Genomic DNA, 16010 nt, shown 5'->3' with positions numbered 1-16010 from the left:
GAGTTTATCTATCTTTTATTTTCTGCTCAGTCTATAGATCTTGTTCATTAAAATTGGTGTATACTGTGTATATGCTAAAAAAAAGAATACTAATATGATGGCTCCAGTAATAGCGTAAAAAGGAGTCAATTGGTCTTTGAAAAAACCGCCCAATTTGAACCCAAAAAAACCTCGATACAATATAACAACATGAAATACATAAACAGACAACGTGTTTTGGCCTATGGTAAGAAATGTATTGTAATTACATCGTGTTGTCAGCCAAAGAGTAATTACTATTGGAGAGAAAAATAGGAGGTAGGCCGTTAGGGTTTGATTTGTGGTTTTTATTTCTTTTGTAAATAAATAACTCCCAACAGAGAAACAGATCCCTAAAAGGGTATATATGGTTGTTTTATTCATTCTAAAAGTGATGTTTTTAGAAGCGTAAACAATGATTTTGTGTGCTAAAATGACGACACCAATAAAAACTAATATTTGACAAAAACGCACAGGTTCATATTGATACTGAAAAGGTTCTAAAGTATTAAACAAAGGTAGAAGTTGTAAACTTTCCAATACAAAATAAATCAAATGCTTACACAAAAGTCCAACAAGGATTAGTGTTACAGGAAACAAATAATGATGTGCATAGTCTTTTAGTATTGTAATAAGAGTTCCTAATGACCCACCTAAAAACACATAGCCAGCCCAAGGAAACAATGGAAAAACAGATCTTTCAAGTGTTTTGTTTTTGCTGATGATGAAGATGTTTTCTATCATTCTTGGGAAGTTAGAAAAGTTTGCTTCGTGTAGGGTTGGACTGAAAATAATCACAAAAATCCCTAGACTTAGTAATAAGATTCCAAAAGGTATTTTTAGAATATAAATCTTTAGTAAATAAAGTATAATAAGAATGAAAAGAGAAGTCCCAATGCACTGTAAAATATGAAAAATTTGTGTGAGACTTGTCAACAGAGGTCTATCTCTAAAGAAAAAACTATTCAAATTTACTTGTAGTAGGTAACCCAATAATACAAGAAGGCTGATCCTTTTAATGCCTTTTTTCACTCTAGGGTTGTGCCATCCTTGAACTTTATTGCTCAGCAAGAGATAAGTAAAAATTAATCCTGAAATGCATAAAAATAATGGTGCAGTAAGGCCTCTAGAAAATTTCCAAAGCTCATAAATAGGGTTTTGATTATCTCTGAAAACGGATTGTAAACTTAAGGTCATAAAGTGACCTTCTAACATCATGATAATTGCGATAGATCTCAGGACATCAATATATTCTAATCTTTTCTTTTTCAATTATTTAACCGTATAATTTTCTGCAAAATTACAAAAAATATTCTGTAAAAATTTATATGCTGTCACAGGAATTAAATATTGTCATGTAATTTTTTCCTCCACTAATAAAGCCTAATTTTGTGGTATGGAAGAATTAAAATCCCTTTTTCAAGAAATTTACAATAGCATTGCCAAAGATACTTTTGTTAAAATAACGTTAAGTAAACCGATTCGAAAAAACGAAGGACTGAGAAATGTATATATCCGTTTGGTTAACCTTCAAGGCAAACAGAAACTCCAGTTTACCTATCGTAACAAAACAAATGATGTGGTCAAGAACTTTTCTAAAGATGAGGCTTTTGAGCATCTCGAGGAAATGCTGTTGCAGACCTTCCGTTTGGGGGTTCTTTTTACTTTATCGGATGATATCCAAGTATTTGTATCTAAGAAAAAGTTGGTTACATTAAAAAAAGTTGCTCCAAGTTTTACCAATAAATTACCTGATTCCCACGATAGACCAAAAGAAAAACGCGCGGCTAACAAAGATTACTTATATCATTTAGGAATAACTGATAAAGAAGGGAACGTGATTCCCAAGATGTCAGATAAATATCGTCAGATTAATAAATATTTAGAAATCATAGAAAACCTTATCAATGGGGTAAAATTGCCAAAAAAAATTCAGATTGTAGATATGGGTTCTGGAAAAGGTTATTTGACTTTTGCTTTGTATGATTACCTAAAAAATGATAGACAAAAAGAAGTTTCAATAACGGGTATTGAGTTGCGTGATGGTCTGGTCAAATATTGTAATGATGTTGTTTCAAAATGTGGTTTTGAGGATTTACATTTTGAAAGTAAATTTATTCAAGATTATGATAATAAAAAAATTGATATTTTGATTGCTTTGCATGCTTGCGATACTGCTACTGATGATGCTATAGCAAAAGGAATAGTAGCCAATGCCAATCTTGTGATTTGTGCTCCTTGTTGTCACAAACAAGTCCGCCAACAGTTAAAGGGGATAGAGCAGGAGAGCCCTCTGTTAAAATATGGTATTTTTAAAGAACGTCAGTTTGAAATGATTACCGATACCATTCGTGCCTTAATTCTAGAAAAACATCAGTACAATACCAAAGTATTTGAATTTATTTCGAATGAACATACTCGTAAAAATGTGATGCTAGTAGGTTCTAAAACAAATAAAAAGGCTGAAGTAGCAAAAGTTGAACAAAAGATTGAAATGTTAAAAAATCAATATCAAATAGATTTCCATTATTTAGAAAAACAGATAAAGATGTAGGTCATCTTTTTTTTAAGTAGTAGAGTAAGGATAGTATTCCGACAACAGTGAACAAGCAAACCAATTCTTTTCTAGTCAAACTACAAAGCAGAGTGATGATAATAATACTGGATATGATTGGAATAACAACTCCTCCAGGAACTTTAAATTCTGAAAACTCTTGTTCTTTGTTTTTTCTTAATTTTAGGACTGCCAGTGATACGCCCAAGTATACCAAAAGGATTGTAGCACTAGAAAGTATTGCTAACTTTTGAAAGCTATTTACAAGGCTCAATAGAAAAGCTAAAGAGCTATAAACCAATACCGATATATACGGTGTTTTATACTTTTGATGAATGTCAGTTAGTTTTTTTATTGGAATAATGTTGTCCTTTGCTGCTTTTTGAATTACCCTAGGGATTCCCAAAGATTCACTACTCAAGTAACCAAGCATTGACATCGCAGCGCCCATCGTTAAAACGGTATAGCCGAGGGGGCCAGCAATTTTCAGAGCCACTTGGCTCAAAGGGTTATTCGTAAAATTAGGAAGGTCGTTACCCAATATTCCTTGAGCTATTGTTTGTATCAATATGTATAATATGAGTATTCCCAGAATACTAATGAAAATAGCTTTAGGGATGTTTTTTTTTGGTTTCTTAATTTCTCCACTAATGGATAATGCAGATTCTGCTCCTTGAAAAGCAAAGAATAGTAGCAATGCCATTTTCCCGATCTGAGAAAAATCTGGAACAGTTTCAATAGTTAGGTAATCTATATTTATATTTTTCCAAGAAAGTAGAATCAATAAGAAAAGAGGAATCAGCTTTATGATGGTAATGATTTTAACAAATCTAATGCTTTCCTTAATTCCGATAATATTCAAATATCCAAGGCCAAAAAACACAACAAATGAAAATATTATTTTAATTGTTTTCGGTTTAAAAAAAGGAAAAATAGAGCTCAAAATTTCAGTAATTGCATTCGTCACTGCAGCATCTGCAGCAATAGCGGAAATAATAAAGAGTACTGCCGTCAAAAAGCCCAAGTATGGTCCAAAAGAGTTCTGAATATAAGCATATACACCCCCTGAGTCTGTGATTTTACTTCCAACTTCTGCAAAACAAAGCATCACAAGTGTTATGAGTACTCCACAAAATAAATACGCAAAAATACTAGCTGCACCTAAACCAAAAGCAATTAAGGCAGGAAGTGTAAAAATACCTGCGCCAACAATTGTATTTATAATGTTTGCACTTAACCCTAAATACCCAATTTTTCTTTTTGACATGTTGTTTTCGGAAGTTTAGGAGTGTAATTTAATAAATTAAATAGATGAATCTATCATAATATTAAACATAAAGAACCTGTGCTTGTAAGTCCAAAAGGTGAGAGTATAATAAAAAAACCTCACTAAAATCAATGAGTGAGGTTTTGTATTTGTTTTATTTTTTTGCATTTAAGCAATGCTGTTAACAATATTGTTTAGTGTTGAGCTTACTCTCATAACGTCAAAAGTTAAGTCTTGGTTTAACTTGTAGTATCCCCCAATATTAGCAGGTTGACCTTGTGCAGAAATCATCTCTTCAACAATTTTTGACTCGTTCATTGCCATAGCTTCAGCTACTTTGGTAAAAGTTTGCTTTAGTTCAGCATCTTCATTCTGTGCAGCCAATTCTTTTGCCCAATACATAGCGAGATAGAAGTGAGATCCTCTATTGTCTATACCTCCTAGTTTACGAGTAGGCGATTTGTCATTGTCTAAGAATTGTCCTGTAGCAGCATCCAGAGTATCCGCTAATACTTGAGCTTGTGTGTTGTTGTATCTAGCACTCAAATGCTCTAAAGAAACAGCTAAAGCTAAAAATTCTCCTAACGAATCCCAACGCAAGTAGTTTTCTTCTTGTAGTTGTTGAACGTGCTTTGGAGCAGAACCTCCAGCACCAGTTTCAAATAAACCTCCACCATTCATCAAAGGTACAATAGACAACATTTTTGCTGAAGTCCCTAATTCTAAAATTGGGAATAAATCGGTTAAGTAATCTCGCAATACGTTACCCGTCACAGAAATTGTGTCTTTTCCAGCCTTTACTCTATCTAAAGTGTATAATGTTGCTTCAAGTGGAGCTTTGGTTAAGATTTCTAGTCCATTGGTGTCATGGTCAGCTAAATAAGTGTTTACTTTTTTGATCAATTCTGCATCATGAGCTCTGTCTTTATCCAACCAGAATATGGCAGGATCACCTGTTGCTCGGGCTCTATTGACTGCTAACTTAACCCAATCTTGTATTGGAGCATCTTTAACCTGACACATTCTGAAAATATCTCCAGCTTCTACAGATTGTTCTAATAAGACCTTCCCATCAGTATCAATGATCTGTACTTTTCCAGCCTCTGACAATTGAAATGTTTTATCATGAGAACCATATTCTTGTGCTTTCTGAGCCATCAAACCAACATTAGGAGTTGTACCCATCGTGGTAGGATCAAAAGCACCATGTTCTTTACAGAAGTCAATTGTAGCTTGGAAAACACCCGCATAACAACGATCTGGAATCAAAGCTTTTGTGTCTTGTTGCTGACCCTCAGCATTCCACATTTGACCTGAAGTACGAATCATTGCAGGCATAGATGCATCAATAATTACATCAGAGGGTACATGTAAATTTGTAATTCCCTTATCAGAGTTGACCATTGCCACATCAGGTGTGTTTTTATATACAGCTTCAATTGCTGCTTTGATTTCACCTTCTTTCTCATGTCCAGCAATTTTAGTGTATACGTCTCCAATACCATTTGTTGCTGTTACATTTAACTCAGCGAATAAATCCGAATATTTTTCGAAAACATCTTTATAGAATACTTCTACAATAGCACCAAATATGATAGGGTCAGAGACTTTCATCATTGTAGCTTTCATGTGAAGAGAGAGAAGGACTCCATTTGCCTTGGCATCCGCAATCTCTTTCGCTGCATATTTTTTTAGTGCATTGATGCTCATCACGGAACAGTCAATAATTTCACCTTCCTGCAGGGGAGCATAGCCTTTCAAATCTTTTCCGTTAAAAGAAATTTTAAATTCTGTTGCGCTAGCTATTGTTGTTGCTTTTTCTGATCCATAAAAATCATTTGCTTCCATAGAAGCTACGTGAGTTTTGGAATCTTTGTCCCAAGCGCCCATTCTATGAGGGTTTTTCTTTGCATAGTTTTTTACGGCCTTTGGGGCTCTACGATCAGAGTTTCCTTCTCGTAATACAGGATTTACTGCAGAACCTAGTACTTTGGAGTATTGGGCTTTGATTGCTTTTTCCTCATCGTTGGATGGATTTGATGGGAAGTTAGGAATATCAAAACCTTTTTCTTGTAATTCTTTAATCGCTGCCTGTAATTGAGGTATTGACGCAGAAATGTTTGGTAATTTTATAATATTGGCCTCAGGAGTTTTAGCTAATTCTCCTAACTCGGCTAAGGCATCAGATATTTTTTGATTTTCGGTCAAGTATTCTGGGAAGGTTGCTAAAATTCTTCCCGCTAAAGAAATGTCTCTAGTCTCAATTTCAATACCAGCTTTGCTAGTAAAGGCTTTGATAATTGGTAATAACGAATAGGTAGCCAAAGCTGGTGCTTCGTCAGTAAGCGTGTATATGATTTTTGAATTCTCTTTTGCCATTTTGATTCTATGAAATTATTTTGATTAAAGCTTAAATTTATAAAGCTGAGCAAATGTACTAATAATATTATTTTTTTCTACAAGGTGTTACATACATAACTTTTTTATCAAAGATGTTATGTTTTTTTAATAAAAAAGCTCAATACGCAAAGTATTGAGCTTTATAACAGAAAGAAAATTAAAGAAATTATTTACGTCTAACTTCCTTAATTCTTGCTTTTTTACCGGTAAGTTCTTTGAAGTAGTAAATTCTAGCTCTTCTTACTTTACCTTGTTTGTTCAATTCTATTTTTTGAATGGCTGGTAAGTTGATTGGGAAGATACGTTCTACACCAATTGTTCCAGACATTTTACGAATTGTAAAGGTTTCAGAAGCTCCAGCTCCTCTTCTTTGAATCACAACTCCTTTAAAGAATTGAGTTCTTGTTTTTGACCCTTCTTTAATCTCGTAGTACACTGTAATAGTGTCTCCTGCTTTAAAGTTTGGGAATTCTTTTTTTGCTACAAACTCGTCTTGTACAAATTTTACTAAAGATTCCATTGTGTAATTTTTATAATGGTTTTGATCTGAAACAACATTCACGAGTTTCGTCAGAGGTTAATTCAGGCATGCAAAAATAACAACTATATTTTAGATATCATTATAAATTTTGTTTTTTTTTAAGACCCTGTTTGATCTATTAAAAATAGATTAAAACTATCTATTTTGTATTTGATCTTTCACACTATTTATTAGTTTTCAAAGGCTTGTAACATTTTAAGCGTTGTAAAGTTTGAATATCAGCGCATAGCGTGTAATAAAGACTATTAGTAGTTTTGAGTGATACTTTTTATCAGGTACTGAAATAAATATAAGAGCCAAACTTTCTTGGTATCACTATGATTTTGAAAGCTATCAGTTGACTTTAATCGTCAAGTAAATCAGGTCTTATTTTTTCGGTAAGTGTTAATGCTTTTTCTGCTCTCCAATCTTCTATTTTAGGAAAATTCCCTGTTGTTAATATCTCTGGAACTTTGTGTCCTTGGTAATCCGAAGGTCTGGTATATACAGGGGGTGATAGCAAGTTGTCTTGAAAAGAATCTGTGAGTGCAGAAGTCTCATCGCCTAAGACTCCAGGAATTAGCCTCAAAATTGTGTCGCAGAGGACAGCTGCTCCTAATTCACCACCACTCAATACATAATCCCCGATAGATATTTCTTTTGTTATGAATAAATCACGAACCCGTTGGTCTACGCCTTTATAGTGGCCACATAAAATAATCATATTTTTTTTCAGTGACAAACGATTTGCAGTTTGTTGATTTAATGTTGGTGCATCAGGAGTCATATATATAATTTCGTCATATGCTCTTTCTGCTTTTAGTTTGCGGATACAAGTATCTATAGGTGCTATCATTAAGACCATTCCTGCACCACCACCAAATTGTGTGTCATCAATTTTGCCATAGTCATTAATCGCATAGTCTCTTAGGTTATGGAAGTGTACTTCTGCCAGCCCTTTCTCTTGAGCTCTTTTCATGATAGAATGCTCAAATGGGCTTTTAATTAATTCTGGAGAAACCGTAATGATGTCTATGCGCATGAGAATGTTTTTTACAAAAGTAAACTAAAAAGAGGGGATACGAAAAAAATGGGAGTTAAGCGTTTTGTTTGTTTTTGAAGAAGCTATATTTTTGTCTAGGTCAGCGTGATGCTTTGATCATTCGGTCATTACCAAACAAATCTTTCTTGAGTTCTATTTTTGAAAACCCAACTTGCTTCATTAATTCAACAGTTTCTTCTCCTAAATATTGATTGATTTCATAATATAAAACCCCGTTTTCTTTGAGTGATGTTTTGGCCAATTCGGCTATTTTTTTGTAGAAAACTAAAGGGTCCTCATCCTTAACAAATAAGGCCAAATGAGGTTCATGGTTCAGTACATTATTTTTTATTTCTTTTTTTTCCTGTTCTCTAACATAGGGTGGATTACTCACTAATATATCATATTGTCGGGTAAGGTTGTTGGTGGTTAGGATATCTTGTTGGATAAAATTTATTTTGGCATCGTTGTTTTTTGCGTTTATGGTTGCCGTTTTTATCGCTTGCTTAGAAATATCCATGCTATCAATAAATGCTTGATTTAAACTTTTGGATAAGGCAATAGGAATACATCCCGACCCTGTACCAATATCTAAAACATCAAGATTGGGTTTTTGAAGAAAATCATCAAGAATCCAATGAACGAGTTCTTCTGTTTCGGGTCTGGGAATTAAAACCTGTTCATTGACGTAGAGCTTCAGATCCATAAACTCTGTAAAACCAATAAGATATTGTATTGGTTTTTCTTTTTTTAAGCCATCGATAATCTCAGTGATTTTGTGTTTATCTGCTTCGGAAACAATTGCATTTGGTTCTAATGAAAAATCTATTTTGGATAGATTTAGAAGATCTTCCAAAATGATTTTAAAAAAAGAGCTAATTTCCGTTTGAGGATAATGACTTTCTAAAGAGGTAAATAATTGTTGTTTAAGCGCCAGTAAAGTCATTAATAATTTATTTATTGATATTTTTGCAATTACAAATATACAAATATGAAACGCTTAAAATTCGTATTCCCTTTTATTAGTATTGTCTTACTGGTTTCTTGTTCAGGGTTAAAGGCGCCAGATTTTATTGGCATTGAAAACATTGAGTTTGAGGAAATGATTCAGGATTCTATTTCCATAAAAGCTGACCTTAAGTTTCAAAACCCTAATCGTCTAAGCGGTAAGATCTTACTCAGTGATCTACATTTAGTCATTAATGACTCAGATCTTGGATATTTAAAGAATCAAAGCATACCTGTCATTTCTAAAAAAGAATTCCTTGTCCCTCTTTATATAAAGTTAGCCTACTCACAAATTTTTAATCGCAAGAATGGCTTATTGAGTTCAATTTTGTCTAGTGTTTTGTCCAATGAAATTGACATGCGTTTTGATGGGAAAGCAACGTTTAAAAAATTATTGATTAAGAAAGAATACCCATTCGCTTTTCAAGAAAAAATTAAAATTCTAAAATAATGTACACCAACCATGAAAAATACATGCGGCGTGCTATATTTTTAGCAAAAAAAGGAACACGTTTGGCATATCCAAATCCTTGTGTGGGAGCTGTAATTGTTTTTGAAAATAAAATTATAGGAGAAGGCTACACAAGTGCTTATGGAGGACCTCATGCAGAAGTTAACGCTATCAATAGTGTTGAAGATGATAGTTTACTAATCAAATCAACACTCTATGTTACTTTGGAGCCTTGCGCACATTTTGGACAGACTCCTCCTTGTGTCAACTTGATTAAAACCAAAAACATACCTAAAATCTTTATTGGTTGTGTGGATAGTTTTGAAGCGGTATCCGGTAAAGGAATTGAAATTTTAGAAAAGGCCGGGAGAGAGGTATATGTAGGGGTGCTAGAAGCTGAATGTAAAGCTTTGCATAAGCGTTTTTTTACGTATCACAACAAAAAAAGACCTTATGTGGTTTTAAAATGGGCAGAGACAAAAGATGGCTTTATTGACAAAGAAAGAAAAGTAGAAAAGTTAGCGCAAGCAAAGCCTACTTGGATTTCTAATTCCTTATCTAGACAAAAGGTACATCAAATAAGAGCTGTTGAGCATGCGATTATGGTGGGTACCAATACCACATTAAAAGACAATCCAAGTTTAACGACTAGATCTTTTGGTGGACTTTCTCCTGTAAGAGTGGTTATCGATAGAAACTTAAAGATTCCTGAAACGTATCATTTATTTGATGGATCGGTAAAGACAATTGTCTTTACGAATAAAAGGATAATTCATGAACAAGTACAGTTTGAAAAAATTGATTTTACAGTTAATATCATTCCACAAATATTAAAAACATTACATGAACAAGGCATACAATCTGTGCTAGTTGAAGGAGGGAAACACCTTCTAGAAACATTTATTAGTCAAGAACTTTGGGATGAAGCTTTTGTATTTGTAGGAGATTCTCATTTCTCAAAAGGAATAAAAGCACCTAGTCTAGATGGCAATCCTCAAAAGGTTGATCGTTTGGGTTCTGATCTTGTTAAACAATATAAAAGATAAAGATGTTTTATTTACTGCTTAGTGTTTTGTCAACCTCGTTTGTTTTTTTAATTCTTAAGGAGTTTCAACGCTATCGATTAGACAATTTACAAGCTATTGTTGCAAGCTACTTTACAGCACTAACAATAGGAGTTTGTTATGGTAAGTCAACATTTTCAATATCTTTTGTGTTAAGTCAAAACTGGGTTTGGGGTGCAATGACCATTTCAAGTTTATTCATAATTGTTTTTAATTTGATGGCAGTTACTGCTCAAAAAGGAGGGTTGTCAGTGATGACAGTGGCAAACAAAATGAGCGTAGTAATTCCAATTTCTTTTGGTATTATTTGGTATGAAGAGGATCTAGGTTTGTTTAAGGTTTTAGGTATTTTGCTAGCACTTTTAGCTGTTTGGTTTACAGCAAAGAAAAAAGGTGTTGAGCGCTTTGATCAGCACTTTTGGTATTTACCTTTCTTTATTTTTATCGGTAGCGGTTTGGCTGATGCAATCATCAATCATATGCAACATCAATTTGTGCCTAGTTCTGATTTTGATGTCTTTTCAACCTCTTTGTTTTTGTTTTGTGGTTTCTTAGGAATCATAGTATTGTTCATAAAAGGAATTTCGGGAGCCGTTTCATTATCTTTCAAAAATATAGTGGGAGGTCTTGTTTTAGGAGTTCCTAATTATTTCTCTATTTATTATTTGCTGAAAGCTTTAGCTCAACCCCAATATGAATCTTCTTTGATTTTTTCTGTAAATAATTTATTGGTTGTTTTGGTCTCTGTTGCTTTAGGTTTTTTTGTTTACAGGGAAAAATTGAATAGATATAATTTTATAGGTCTATCATTTTCTCTACTGGCAATTTTAATTTTTTATTTTACACTATGACCAAGCCTCAAACTGAAAGCTATATGACAATAAATGATTCTGTTGAAGGAATTATCTACAAAGAAAAAGGGAGTAAGTTTATTGGGTATTTATTTTCGGTTACTACGGAAGATGAAGTACAATTAAAGCTAAAAGAAATTTATAAAAAATATAAAGATGCTAGACATTGCTCTTATGCTTATCGATTGGGGTCAGCAGGGCTGGTTTACAGAGTAAACGATGATGGAGAACCCTCAAATACTGCAGGTCAACCTATATATAGACAATTGCTAGCTTTTGATGTGACTGAAGTGTTGTTGATTGTAATCCGTTATTTTGGAGGCGTTAAATTGGGGGTAGGAGGACTAATTAAATCTTATAAGGCCACCGCTGAGCAAACCTTGAACAAAGCTGTAATTGTCGAAAATAAAGTAGAAGTTGATTTTACTGTTGGGTGCTCTTACGAGTATACTCATAAAGTAATGAAGTTGATTAGGGCACATAAATTGACCATAAAAAGTCAAGAAATGCATCTAGATAGTCAATTTATATTGTGTGCTCCAGTTGGTGTTTTTAAAGAAGTGATTACAGCTTTTAAAGAGTTAAGAAGTGTGAAGGTTACTTTTTAGTGTTTTTTACTATTGATTTATGATGGTTTCTAAAATGTGATCAGGACACCTTATGGGTTTGTTTTTTTTCATATCTACAAAAACTAAAGTAGATGATCCAGTTGTGATCAATTCTTTTCCTTGGTTATAGATTTGGTAAACAAAAATAATTTTAGCCGTAGGTTTTTGTTCTACTGAAGTTTCAATTGTTAATACGTCGTCATATTTCGCAGGTTTTTTGAATTCTGAGGAAAGACTTACCACGGGTAGCATGATCCCCTCTGTTTCCATTTCTTTGTAGGATATGCCTGATGATCGAAGCCATTCGATACGAGCAATTTCAAAATATTTTGCGTAGTTGCTATGGTGTACAAATTGCATCTGATCAGTCTCAGAATACCGTACCCTTAATTTTATTATTTTTGTTTTCATTTTTTTTTATTACTGTTAAATTTTATGAAAATGATGTTAGTGAAAAATTAGATAAAATACAATAGCAAATGAGTTTTTTTTTAATGAATTTTATTCACATTTTTGCAGTAGTAAAATCTTATTGCATTAAAAATAATATACTATTGTTTGTCTAAGATTCTAATAAACCCAAAACTAAACTAAATTGTAAAAAAACAGAATGATTAAAAGTGCAGAGAATGTTTGGGCAGCTTGCTTAAACTTTATAAAAGACAATATAACTCCTGTAGGCTATAAAACTTGGTTTGAACCTATCGTTCCTGTCAAGTTAGAAGCTGAAGCACTAACCATTCAAGTACCCAGTAAGTTTTTCTTTGAGTTTTTAGAAGAAAATTATGTTAAGGTTTTAAGAACTGCTCTTGTCAGAGAGCTAGGTAAAGAAGCTCGATTGCTATACGATGTTCGATTAGAAAATTCATACAGCAGTAAAGTACCTCAGACTGTTAAGATACCTAGTTCAAATCGAAGCCCAATGCAACCCCAAAGTGTAAATTTTCCTTCAAAAAACATAAGTAGGGAAGTCAAAAATCCTTTTGTCATTCCAGGATTACAAAAAGTCAAAGTTGAATCTAATTTGAACCCTAATTACTGTTTTGACAACTTCATGGAAGGAGAGTCTAACCGCTTGGGAAGATCAGCTGGAATGGCGGTCGCAAACAAACCAGGAGGAACATCCTTTAACCCCTTAATGATTTATGGTGGTGTGGGTCTTGGAAAAACACATTTGGCACATGCAATAGGGGTTCAAGTAAAAGACAAATACCCTGATAAAACTGTTTTATATGTTTCTACAGAAAAATTTATTCAACAGTATGGAGACGCTGTATTAAAAAATAACAATAGAAATGATTTTTTGCACTTCTATCAAATGATAGACGTTTTGATTGTTGATGATATTCAGTTTTTATCAGGAAAGACCAAAACTCAAGATGCATTTTTCCAGATTTTTAACGAACTGCACCAAAATGGAAAGCAAGTCATCTTGACATCCGACAAATCTCCTGTTGATATGCAGGATATAGAACAAAGATTATTGTCTCGTTTCAAATGGGGTTTATCTGCAGAATTACAAGCTCCTGATTACGAAACGCGCATTAATATTTTAAAAAATAGATTGTTCCGTGACGGTGTAATTGTACCAGAGGAAGTCATAGAGTTTATTGCCAAGCACATCAAAACAAATGTTAGAGAATTAGAAGGAGTTGTTACTTCCCTGATAGCACAATCAGCATTTAATAAAAAGGACTTCAGCTTATCCTTAGCCAAATCTATAATTGATAAGTTTGTAAAGAATACCAAAAAAGAAGTTTCAGTAGATTACATACAAAAAGTTGTTTCTAAATATTTTGAAATTGATTTAGAGACCTTGCAGTCTAAAACTAGAAAACGCCATATTGTGCAAGCTAGACAATTGGCTATGTTTTTTTCAAAAAAAATGACCAAATCTTCTTTGGCAAGTATCGGTTCACAAATAGGAAAAAGAGACCATGCTACTGTTCTACATGCTTGTAAAACAGTAGATAACTTATCTGCAACAGATAAGCAGTTTAAGAAGTATGTAGATGATATCTCAAAAAAATTATCTTTTTAGGAGATGTCACCAATAAAAGTTTTAATGGTCTGCCTTGGAAACATTTGTAGATCTCCATTGGCTGAGGGTATTTTAAAATCTAAAATTAAAAGTCATAATTTAGTTGTTGATTCCGCAGGAACAGCTGCCTTTCATGAGGGTAGTTTACCTGACAAAAGATCTATAGCAATAGCCCATCGAAATGGAATTGATATTACGGATCAAAGAGCTAGAAAAATTTCATTATCCGACTTAGATGACTTTGATCATATTTTTGTAATGGACGAGTCTAATTACACCAACGTGATGAAGATGTGCACTTGTGATTCGCAGAGAATAAAAACTTCCATGATTATGGATGTTGTTCATCCCAAATCATCTATTGCTGTTCCAGACCCTTACTACGGTGCTGAGAATGGTTTTGAGGAAGTGTACCAAATGCTAGATACTGCATGTGACGCCATATTAAAAAAAACAATTTGATGAAAGGAAATTTATATCTCATTCCCACCACCTTAGGGGATAACGAACCCCTTGAAGTGATGCCTATCTCTATAAAATCTGTGGTAGAAAGTCTCACTTGTTTTATTGTAGAGAATGAAAAATCTGCGAGACGTTTTATCAAAAAAATAACCCCTACAAAATCTCAGCCTAGCCTACAATTGAAGCCTATCGATAAATATGCAGATGCGATTGAAGTCAATTCGTATTTAGATGTTTGTATGCAAGGAGAATCTGTTGGTCTGCTTTCTGAGGCAGGAGTTCCTGCGGTTGCAGATCCTGGCTCCAATATTGTTGCTTTAGCTCACAAAAAAGGTATAAGAGTTGTTCCTTTGGTTGGTCCATCTTCCATATTAATGGCGATTATGGCCTCTGGAATGAATGGACAAAGTTTTGCCTTTAATGGTTATTTACCCATTGATAAAGGAGATAGGAAAAAAGAAATAAAACGATTAGAGCGATTGTCAAAGGATCAAAAACAATCTCAAATTTTTATAGAAACACCTTATAGAAACCTCAAAATGCTTGAGGATTTAAAAACAACTCTTTCATCAAGCACACGATTATGTATTGCTGCTGATATTACGATGTCAACAGAATATATCAGGACTTTTACAATTGCAGAATGGAAAAACAAAAAACCAGAATTGCACAAAATTCCAGCTATATTCATAATTCATGCCGAATGATCTACGAGATCGTTTTGTTAACCATGAATTGAATTCACTTCATGGCTTATGGTTTTATCTTCTTATGTTTTGCATGTTTAACCATCGTTGATAAACTTTGGCATTTCGATTGTGCTGAGCTAAATTTTTTGCAAAGCTATGTGTGCCTATTTTATTCGGGTTTGCGCAAAAATAATAATAGGAATGCCTTTCAGCATTTAATACAGCGTCAATAGCATCAATATCAGCCATTGCTATTGCAGATGGAGGTACACCTTTGTTTCTATAAGTGTTGTAAGGAGATGAAATATTTAAATCTTTGTTCAAAACCCTTTTGATTATTTTTTTTCTTCCATGTTTTTCTTTTAATGCATATACAATCGTAGGGTCTGCCTGCAGCGGAATTCCTTTTCGAATTCTATTTAAATACACCCCTGCAATTCTTCTTCTTTCAGGTTTGTGTTGGGTTTCCTTTTGAACGATAGACGCTAGAGAAATAATTTCATTTTGACTCAGTCGAAGCTGATTAGATTTTTGTAGTCTTTCTTTGTTCCAAAAGTTTCGGTATGCTTTCATTAATTTTTCCCTAAGCTGATTAGGACTAATTGACCAGTAGCACTCATACGTATAGGGCATACAGATGTTTAGAACTGTATGGGTTGTTAGCCCTTCTCGTTTCAGAAATTCTTTATCAGTAAGACTGTTTAAAATATTTAGCGAATCAGCTTCAATCTGATGTGATAATTTTCCCGCTAAATTTTCTATATAATTTTGATTGTTAAAAGTAACTTTGACAGGAGTTTGATTTCCACTGCGTATTAAGTTTATGACATCATTAGCATTCATTCCTTGTTTCAAGATGTACATGCCGGGTTTGATGGATTTATATTTTTTTAAAACAGACACCTTCCTAACATCTTCATGATGAATGCAAATTGTGTCTAAATGACTTAAAACCTGAGTAAGAGCATCTGTTGAACGGATGAAAAATTTTACATCATTTTTAATTTGATTACTGAAAATTAACTGATAAGTGTA

The 16010-nt window shown here is 33.5% G+C and carries 16 protein-coding genes; 8 read left to right on the top strand and 8 right to left on the bottom strand.

Annotated elements, in window-relative coordinates; genetic code table 11:
• Nucleotides 1–15: 15 nt before the first annotated feature.
• Complete coding sequence (locus tag ABF281_RS05430) at nucleotides 16–1290, bottom strand: heparan-alpha-glucosaminide N-acetyltransferase domain-containing protein (RefSeq protein WP_347180670.1); 1275 nt, start codon at nucleotides 1288–1290, stop codon at nucleotides 16–18.
• 124 nt (nucleotides 1291–1414) lie between these two features.
• Here ABF281_RS05430 and ABF281_RS05425 point away from each other — a divergent pair, with 124 nt between their 5' ends.
• Nucleotides 1415–2572 carry an SAM-dependent methyltransferase gene (locus ABF281_RS05425; RefSeq protein ID WP_347180669.1) on the top strand — a complete coding sequence of 386 codons (1158 nt, stop codon included), beginning with the start codon at nucleotides 1415–1417 and terminating at the stop codon, nucleotides 2570–2572.
• A 1-nt stretch (nucleotide 2573) separates the two neighbouring features.
• Here the strand turns inward: ABF281_RS05425 and ABF281_RS05420 are convergent, their stop codons facing one another.
• The 5 genes from ABF281_RS05420 to prmC form a co-directional block, all read right to left on the bottom strand.
• Nucleotides 2574–3839, bottom strand: coding sequence for an APC family permease (locus tag ABF281_RS05420; RefSeq protein WP_347180668.1), 1266 nt, complete (start codon nucleotides 3837–3839; stop codon nucleotides 2574–2576).
• Between the two features lie 168 nt (nucleotides 3840–4007).
• Nucleotides 4008–6218, bottom strand: a complete 2211-nt coding sequence (locus ABF281_RS05415; protein ID WP_347180667.1) for an NADP-dependent isocitrate dehydrogenase — start codon at nucleotides 6216–6218, stop codon at nucleotides 4008–4010.
• 187 nt (nucleotides 6219–6405) lie between these two features.
• Nucleotides 6406–6759 (bottom strand): 50S ribosomal protein L19, encoded by a 354-nt coding sequence (rplS, locus tag ABF281_RS05410; RefSeq protein ID WP_347180666.1) that lies wholly within the window; start codon nucleotides 6757–6759, stop codon nucleotides 6406–6408.
• Between the two features lie 364 nt (nucleotides 6760–7123).
• Nucleotides 7124–7801: a tRNA (guanosine(37)-N1)-methyltransferase TrmD gene (gene trmD, locus ABF281_RS05405; protein ID WP_347180665.1), complete on the bottom strand. Its 678-nt coding sequence runs from the start codon at nucleotides 7799–7801 to the stop codon at nucleotides 7124–7126.
• A 100-nt stretch (nucleotides 7802–7901) separates the two neighbouring features.
• On the bottom strand, nucleotides 7902–8747 hold the full coding sequence (prmC, locus tag ABF281_RS05400; RefSeq protein WP_347180664.1) for a peptide chain release factor N(5)-glutamine methyltransferase: 846 nt from the start codon (nucleotides 8745–8747) through the stop codon (nucleotides 7902–7904).
• 45 nt (nucleotides 8748–8792) lie between these two features.
• Between prmC and ABF281_RS05395 the strand changes: the two genes are divergently transcribed.
• Genes ABF281_RS05395 through ABF281_RS05380 form a run of 4 tightly spaced genes read left to right on the top strand, consistent with a single transcriptional unit; the run spans nucleotide 8793 to nucleotide 11783 of the window.
• Nucleotides 8793–9260: a hypothetical protein gene (locus tag ABF281_RS05395; RefSeq protein WP_347180663.1), complete on the top strand. Its 468-nt coding sequence runs from the start codon at nucleotides 8793–8795 to the stop codon at nucleotides 9258–9260.
• Nucleotides 9260–10306, top strand: a complete 1047-nt coding sequence (gene ribD / locus ABF281_RS05390; RefSeq protein ID WP_347180662.1) for a bifunctional diaminohydroxyphosphoribosylaminopyrimidine deaminase/5-amino-6-(5-phosphoribosylamino)uracil reductase RibD — start codon at nucleotides 9260–9262, stop codon at nucleotides 10304–10306. Before ABF281_RS05395 ends, ribD begins: the two co-directional genes overlap by 1 nt.
• A 2-nt stretch (nucleotides 10307–10308) precedes the next feature.
• A complete protein-coding gene (locus tag ABF281_RS05385) occupies nucleotides 10309–11175 on the top strand; it encodes an EamA/RhaT family transporter (protein WP_347180661.1) in 867 nt (288 codons plus the stop codon).
• Nucleotides 11172–11783 carry a YigZ family protein gene (locus ABF281_RS05380; RefSeq protein WP_347180660.1) on the top strand — a complete coding sequence of 204 codons (612 nt, stop codon included), beginning with the start codon at nucleotides 11172–11174 and terminating at the stop codon, nucleotides 11781–11783. Before ABF281_RS05385 ends, ABF281_RS05380 begins: the two co-directional genes overlap by 4 nt.
• 9 nt (nucleotides 11784–11792) lie before the next feature.
• On the opposite strand, the gene ABF281_RS05375 is transcribed toward ABF281_RS05380, so the two are convergent.
• Nucleotides 11793–12194: a thioesterase family protein gene (locus ABF281_RS05375; protein WP_347180659.1), complete on the bottom strand. Its 402-nt coding sequence runs from the start codon at nucleotides 12192–12194 to the stop codon at nucleotides 11793–11795.
• Nucleotides 12195–12393: 199 nt separating this feature from the next.
• On the opposite strand from ABF281_RS05375, the gene dnaA reads away from it, so the two are divergent.
• From dnaA to ABF281_RS05360, 3 genes are read left to right on the top strand one after another with little or no spacing between them, the layout of a single operon-like run.
• Entirely contained in the window at nucleotides 12394–13824 is a 1431-nt protein-coding gene (gene dnaA / locus ABF281_RS05370; protein ID WP_347180658.1) for a chromosomal replication initiator protein DnaA, read from the top strand.
• Between the two features lie 3 nt (nucleotides 13825–13827).
• Nucleotides 13828–14286 carry a low molecular weight protein-tyrosine-phosphatase gene (locus ABF281_RS05365; RefSeq protein ID WP_347180657.1) on the top strand — a complete coding sequence of 153 codons (459 nt, stop codon included), beginning with the start codon at nucleotides 13828–13830 and terminating at the stop codon, nucleotides 14284–14286.
• Nucleotides 14286–14993 (top strand): SAM-dependent methyltransferase, encoded by a 708-nt coding sequence (locus ABF281_RS05360; RefSeq protein WP_347180656.1) that lies wholly within the window; start codon nucleotides 14286–14288, stop codon nucleotides 14991–14993. Before ABF281_RS05365 ends, ABF281_RS05360 begins: the two co-directional genes overlap by 1 nt.
• Nucleotides 14994–15047: 54 nt before the next feature.
• Here ABF281_RS05360 and mltG read toward each other — a convergent pair.
• Nucleotides 15048–16010 (bottom strand): endolytic transglycosylase MltG (gene mltG / locus ABF281_RS05355; protein WP_347180655.1); only part of this gene is annotated, 963 nt, incomplete at its 5' end.

The organism is Wenyingzhuangia sp. (assembly GCF_039768515.1).
In the GTDB taxonomy this organism is placed as follows: Bacteria; Bacteroidota; Bacteroidia; order Flavobacteriales; family Flavobacteriaceae; genus Wenyingzhuangia.
This window is presented reverse-complemented; position numbering and strand designations above follow the sequence as displayed.

Coding starts and splice junctions, on each gene's coding strand:
- ABF281_RS05360 (WP_347180656.1), top strand. CDS start 14,286: ATGAAAGGAAATTTATATCTCATTCCCACCACCTTAGGGGATAACGAA.
- dnaA (WP_347180658.1), top strand. CDS start 12,394: ATGATTAAAAGTGCAGAGAATGTTTGGGCAGCTTGCTTAAACTTTATA.
- rplS (WP_347180666.1), bottom strand. CDS start 6,759: ATGGAATCTTTAGTAAAATTTGTACAAGACGAGTTTGTAGCAAAAAAA.
- ABF281_RS05365 (WP_347180657.1), top strand. CDS start 13,828: ATGTCACCAATAAAAGTTTTAATGGTCTGCCTTGGAAACATTTGTAGA.
- ABF281_RS05380 (WP_347180660.1), top strand. CDS start 11,172: ATGACCAAGCCTCAAACTGAAAGCTATATGACAATAAATGATTCTGTT.
- ABF281_RS05395 (WP_347180663.1), top strand. CDS start 8,793: ATGAAACGCTTAAAATTCGTATTCCCTTTTATTAGTATTGTCTTACTG.
- ribD (WP_347180662.1), top strand. CDS start 9,260: ATGTACACCAACCATGAAAAATACATGCGGCGTGCTATATTTTTAGCA.
- trmD (WP_347180665.1), bottom strand. CDS start 7,801: ATGCGCATAGACATCATTACGGTTTCTCCAGAATTAATTAAAAGCCCA.
- ABF281_RS05385 (WP_347180661.1), top strand. CDS start 10,309: ATGTTTTATTTACTGCTTAGTGTTTTGTCAACCTCGTTTGTTTTTTTA.
- ABF281_RS05375 (WP_347180659.1), bottom strand. CDS start 12,194: ATGAAAACAAAAATAATAAAATTAAGGGTACGGTATTCTGAGACTGAT.
- ABF281_RS05415 (WP_347180667.1), bottom strand. CDS start 6,218: ATGGCAAAAGAGAATTCAAAAATCATATACACGCTTACTGACGAAGCA.
- ABF281_RS05420 (WP_347180668.1), bottom strand. CDS start 3,839: ATGTCAAAAAGAAAAATTGGGTATTTAGGGTTAAGTGCAAACATTATA.
- ABF281_RS05425 (WP_347180669.1), top strand. CDS start 1,415: ATGGAAGAATTAAAATCCCTTTTTCAAGAAATTTACAATAGCATTGCC.
- prmC (WP_347180664.1), bottom strand. CDS start 8,747: ATGACTTTACTGGCGCTTAAACAACAATTATTTACCTCTTTAGAAAGT.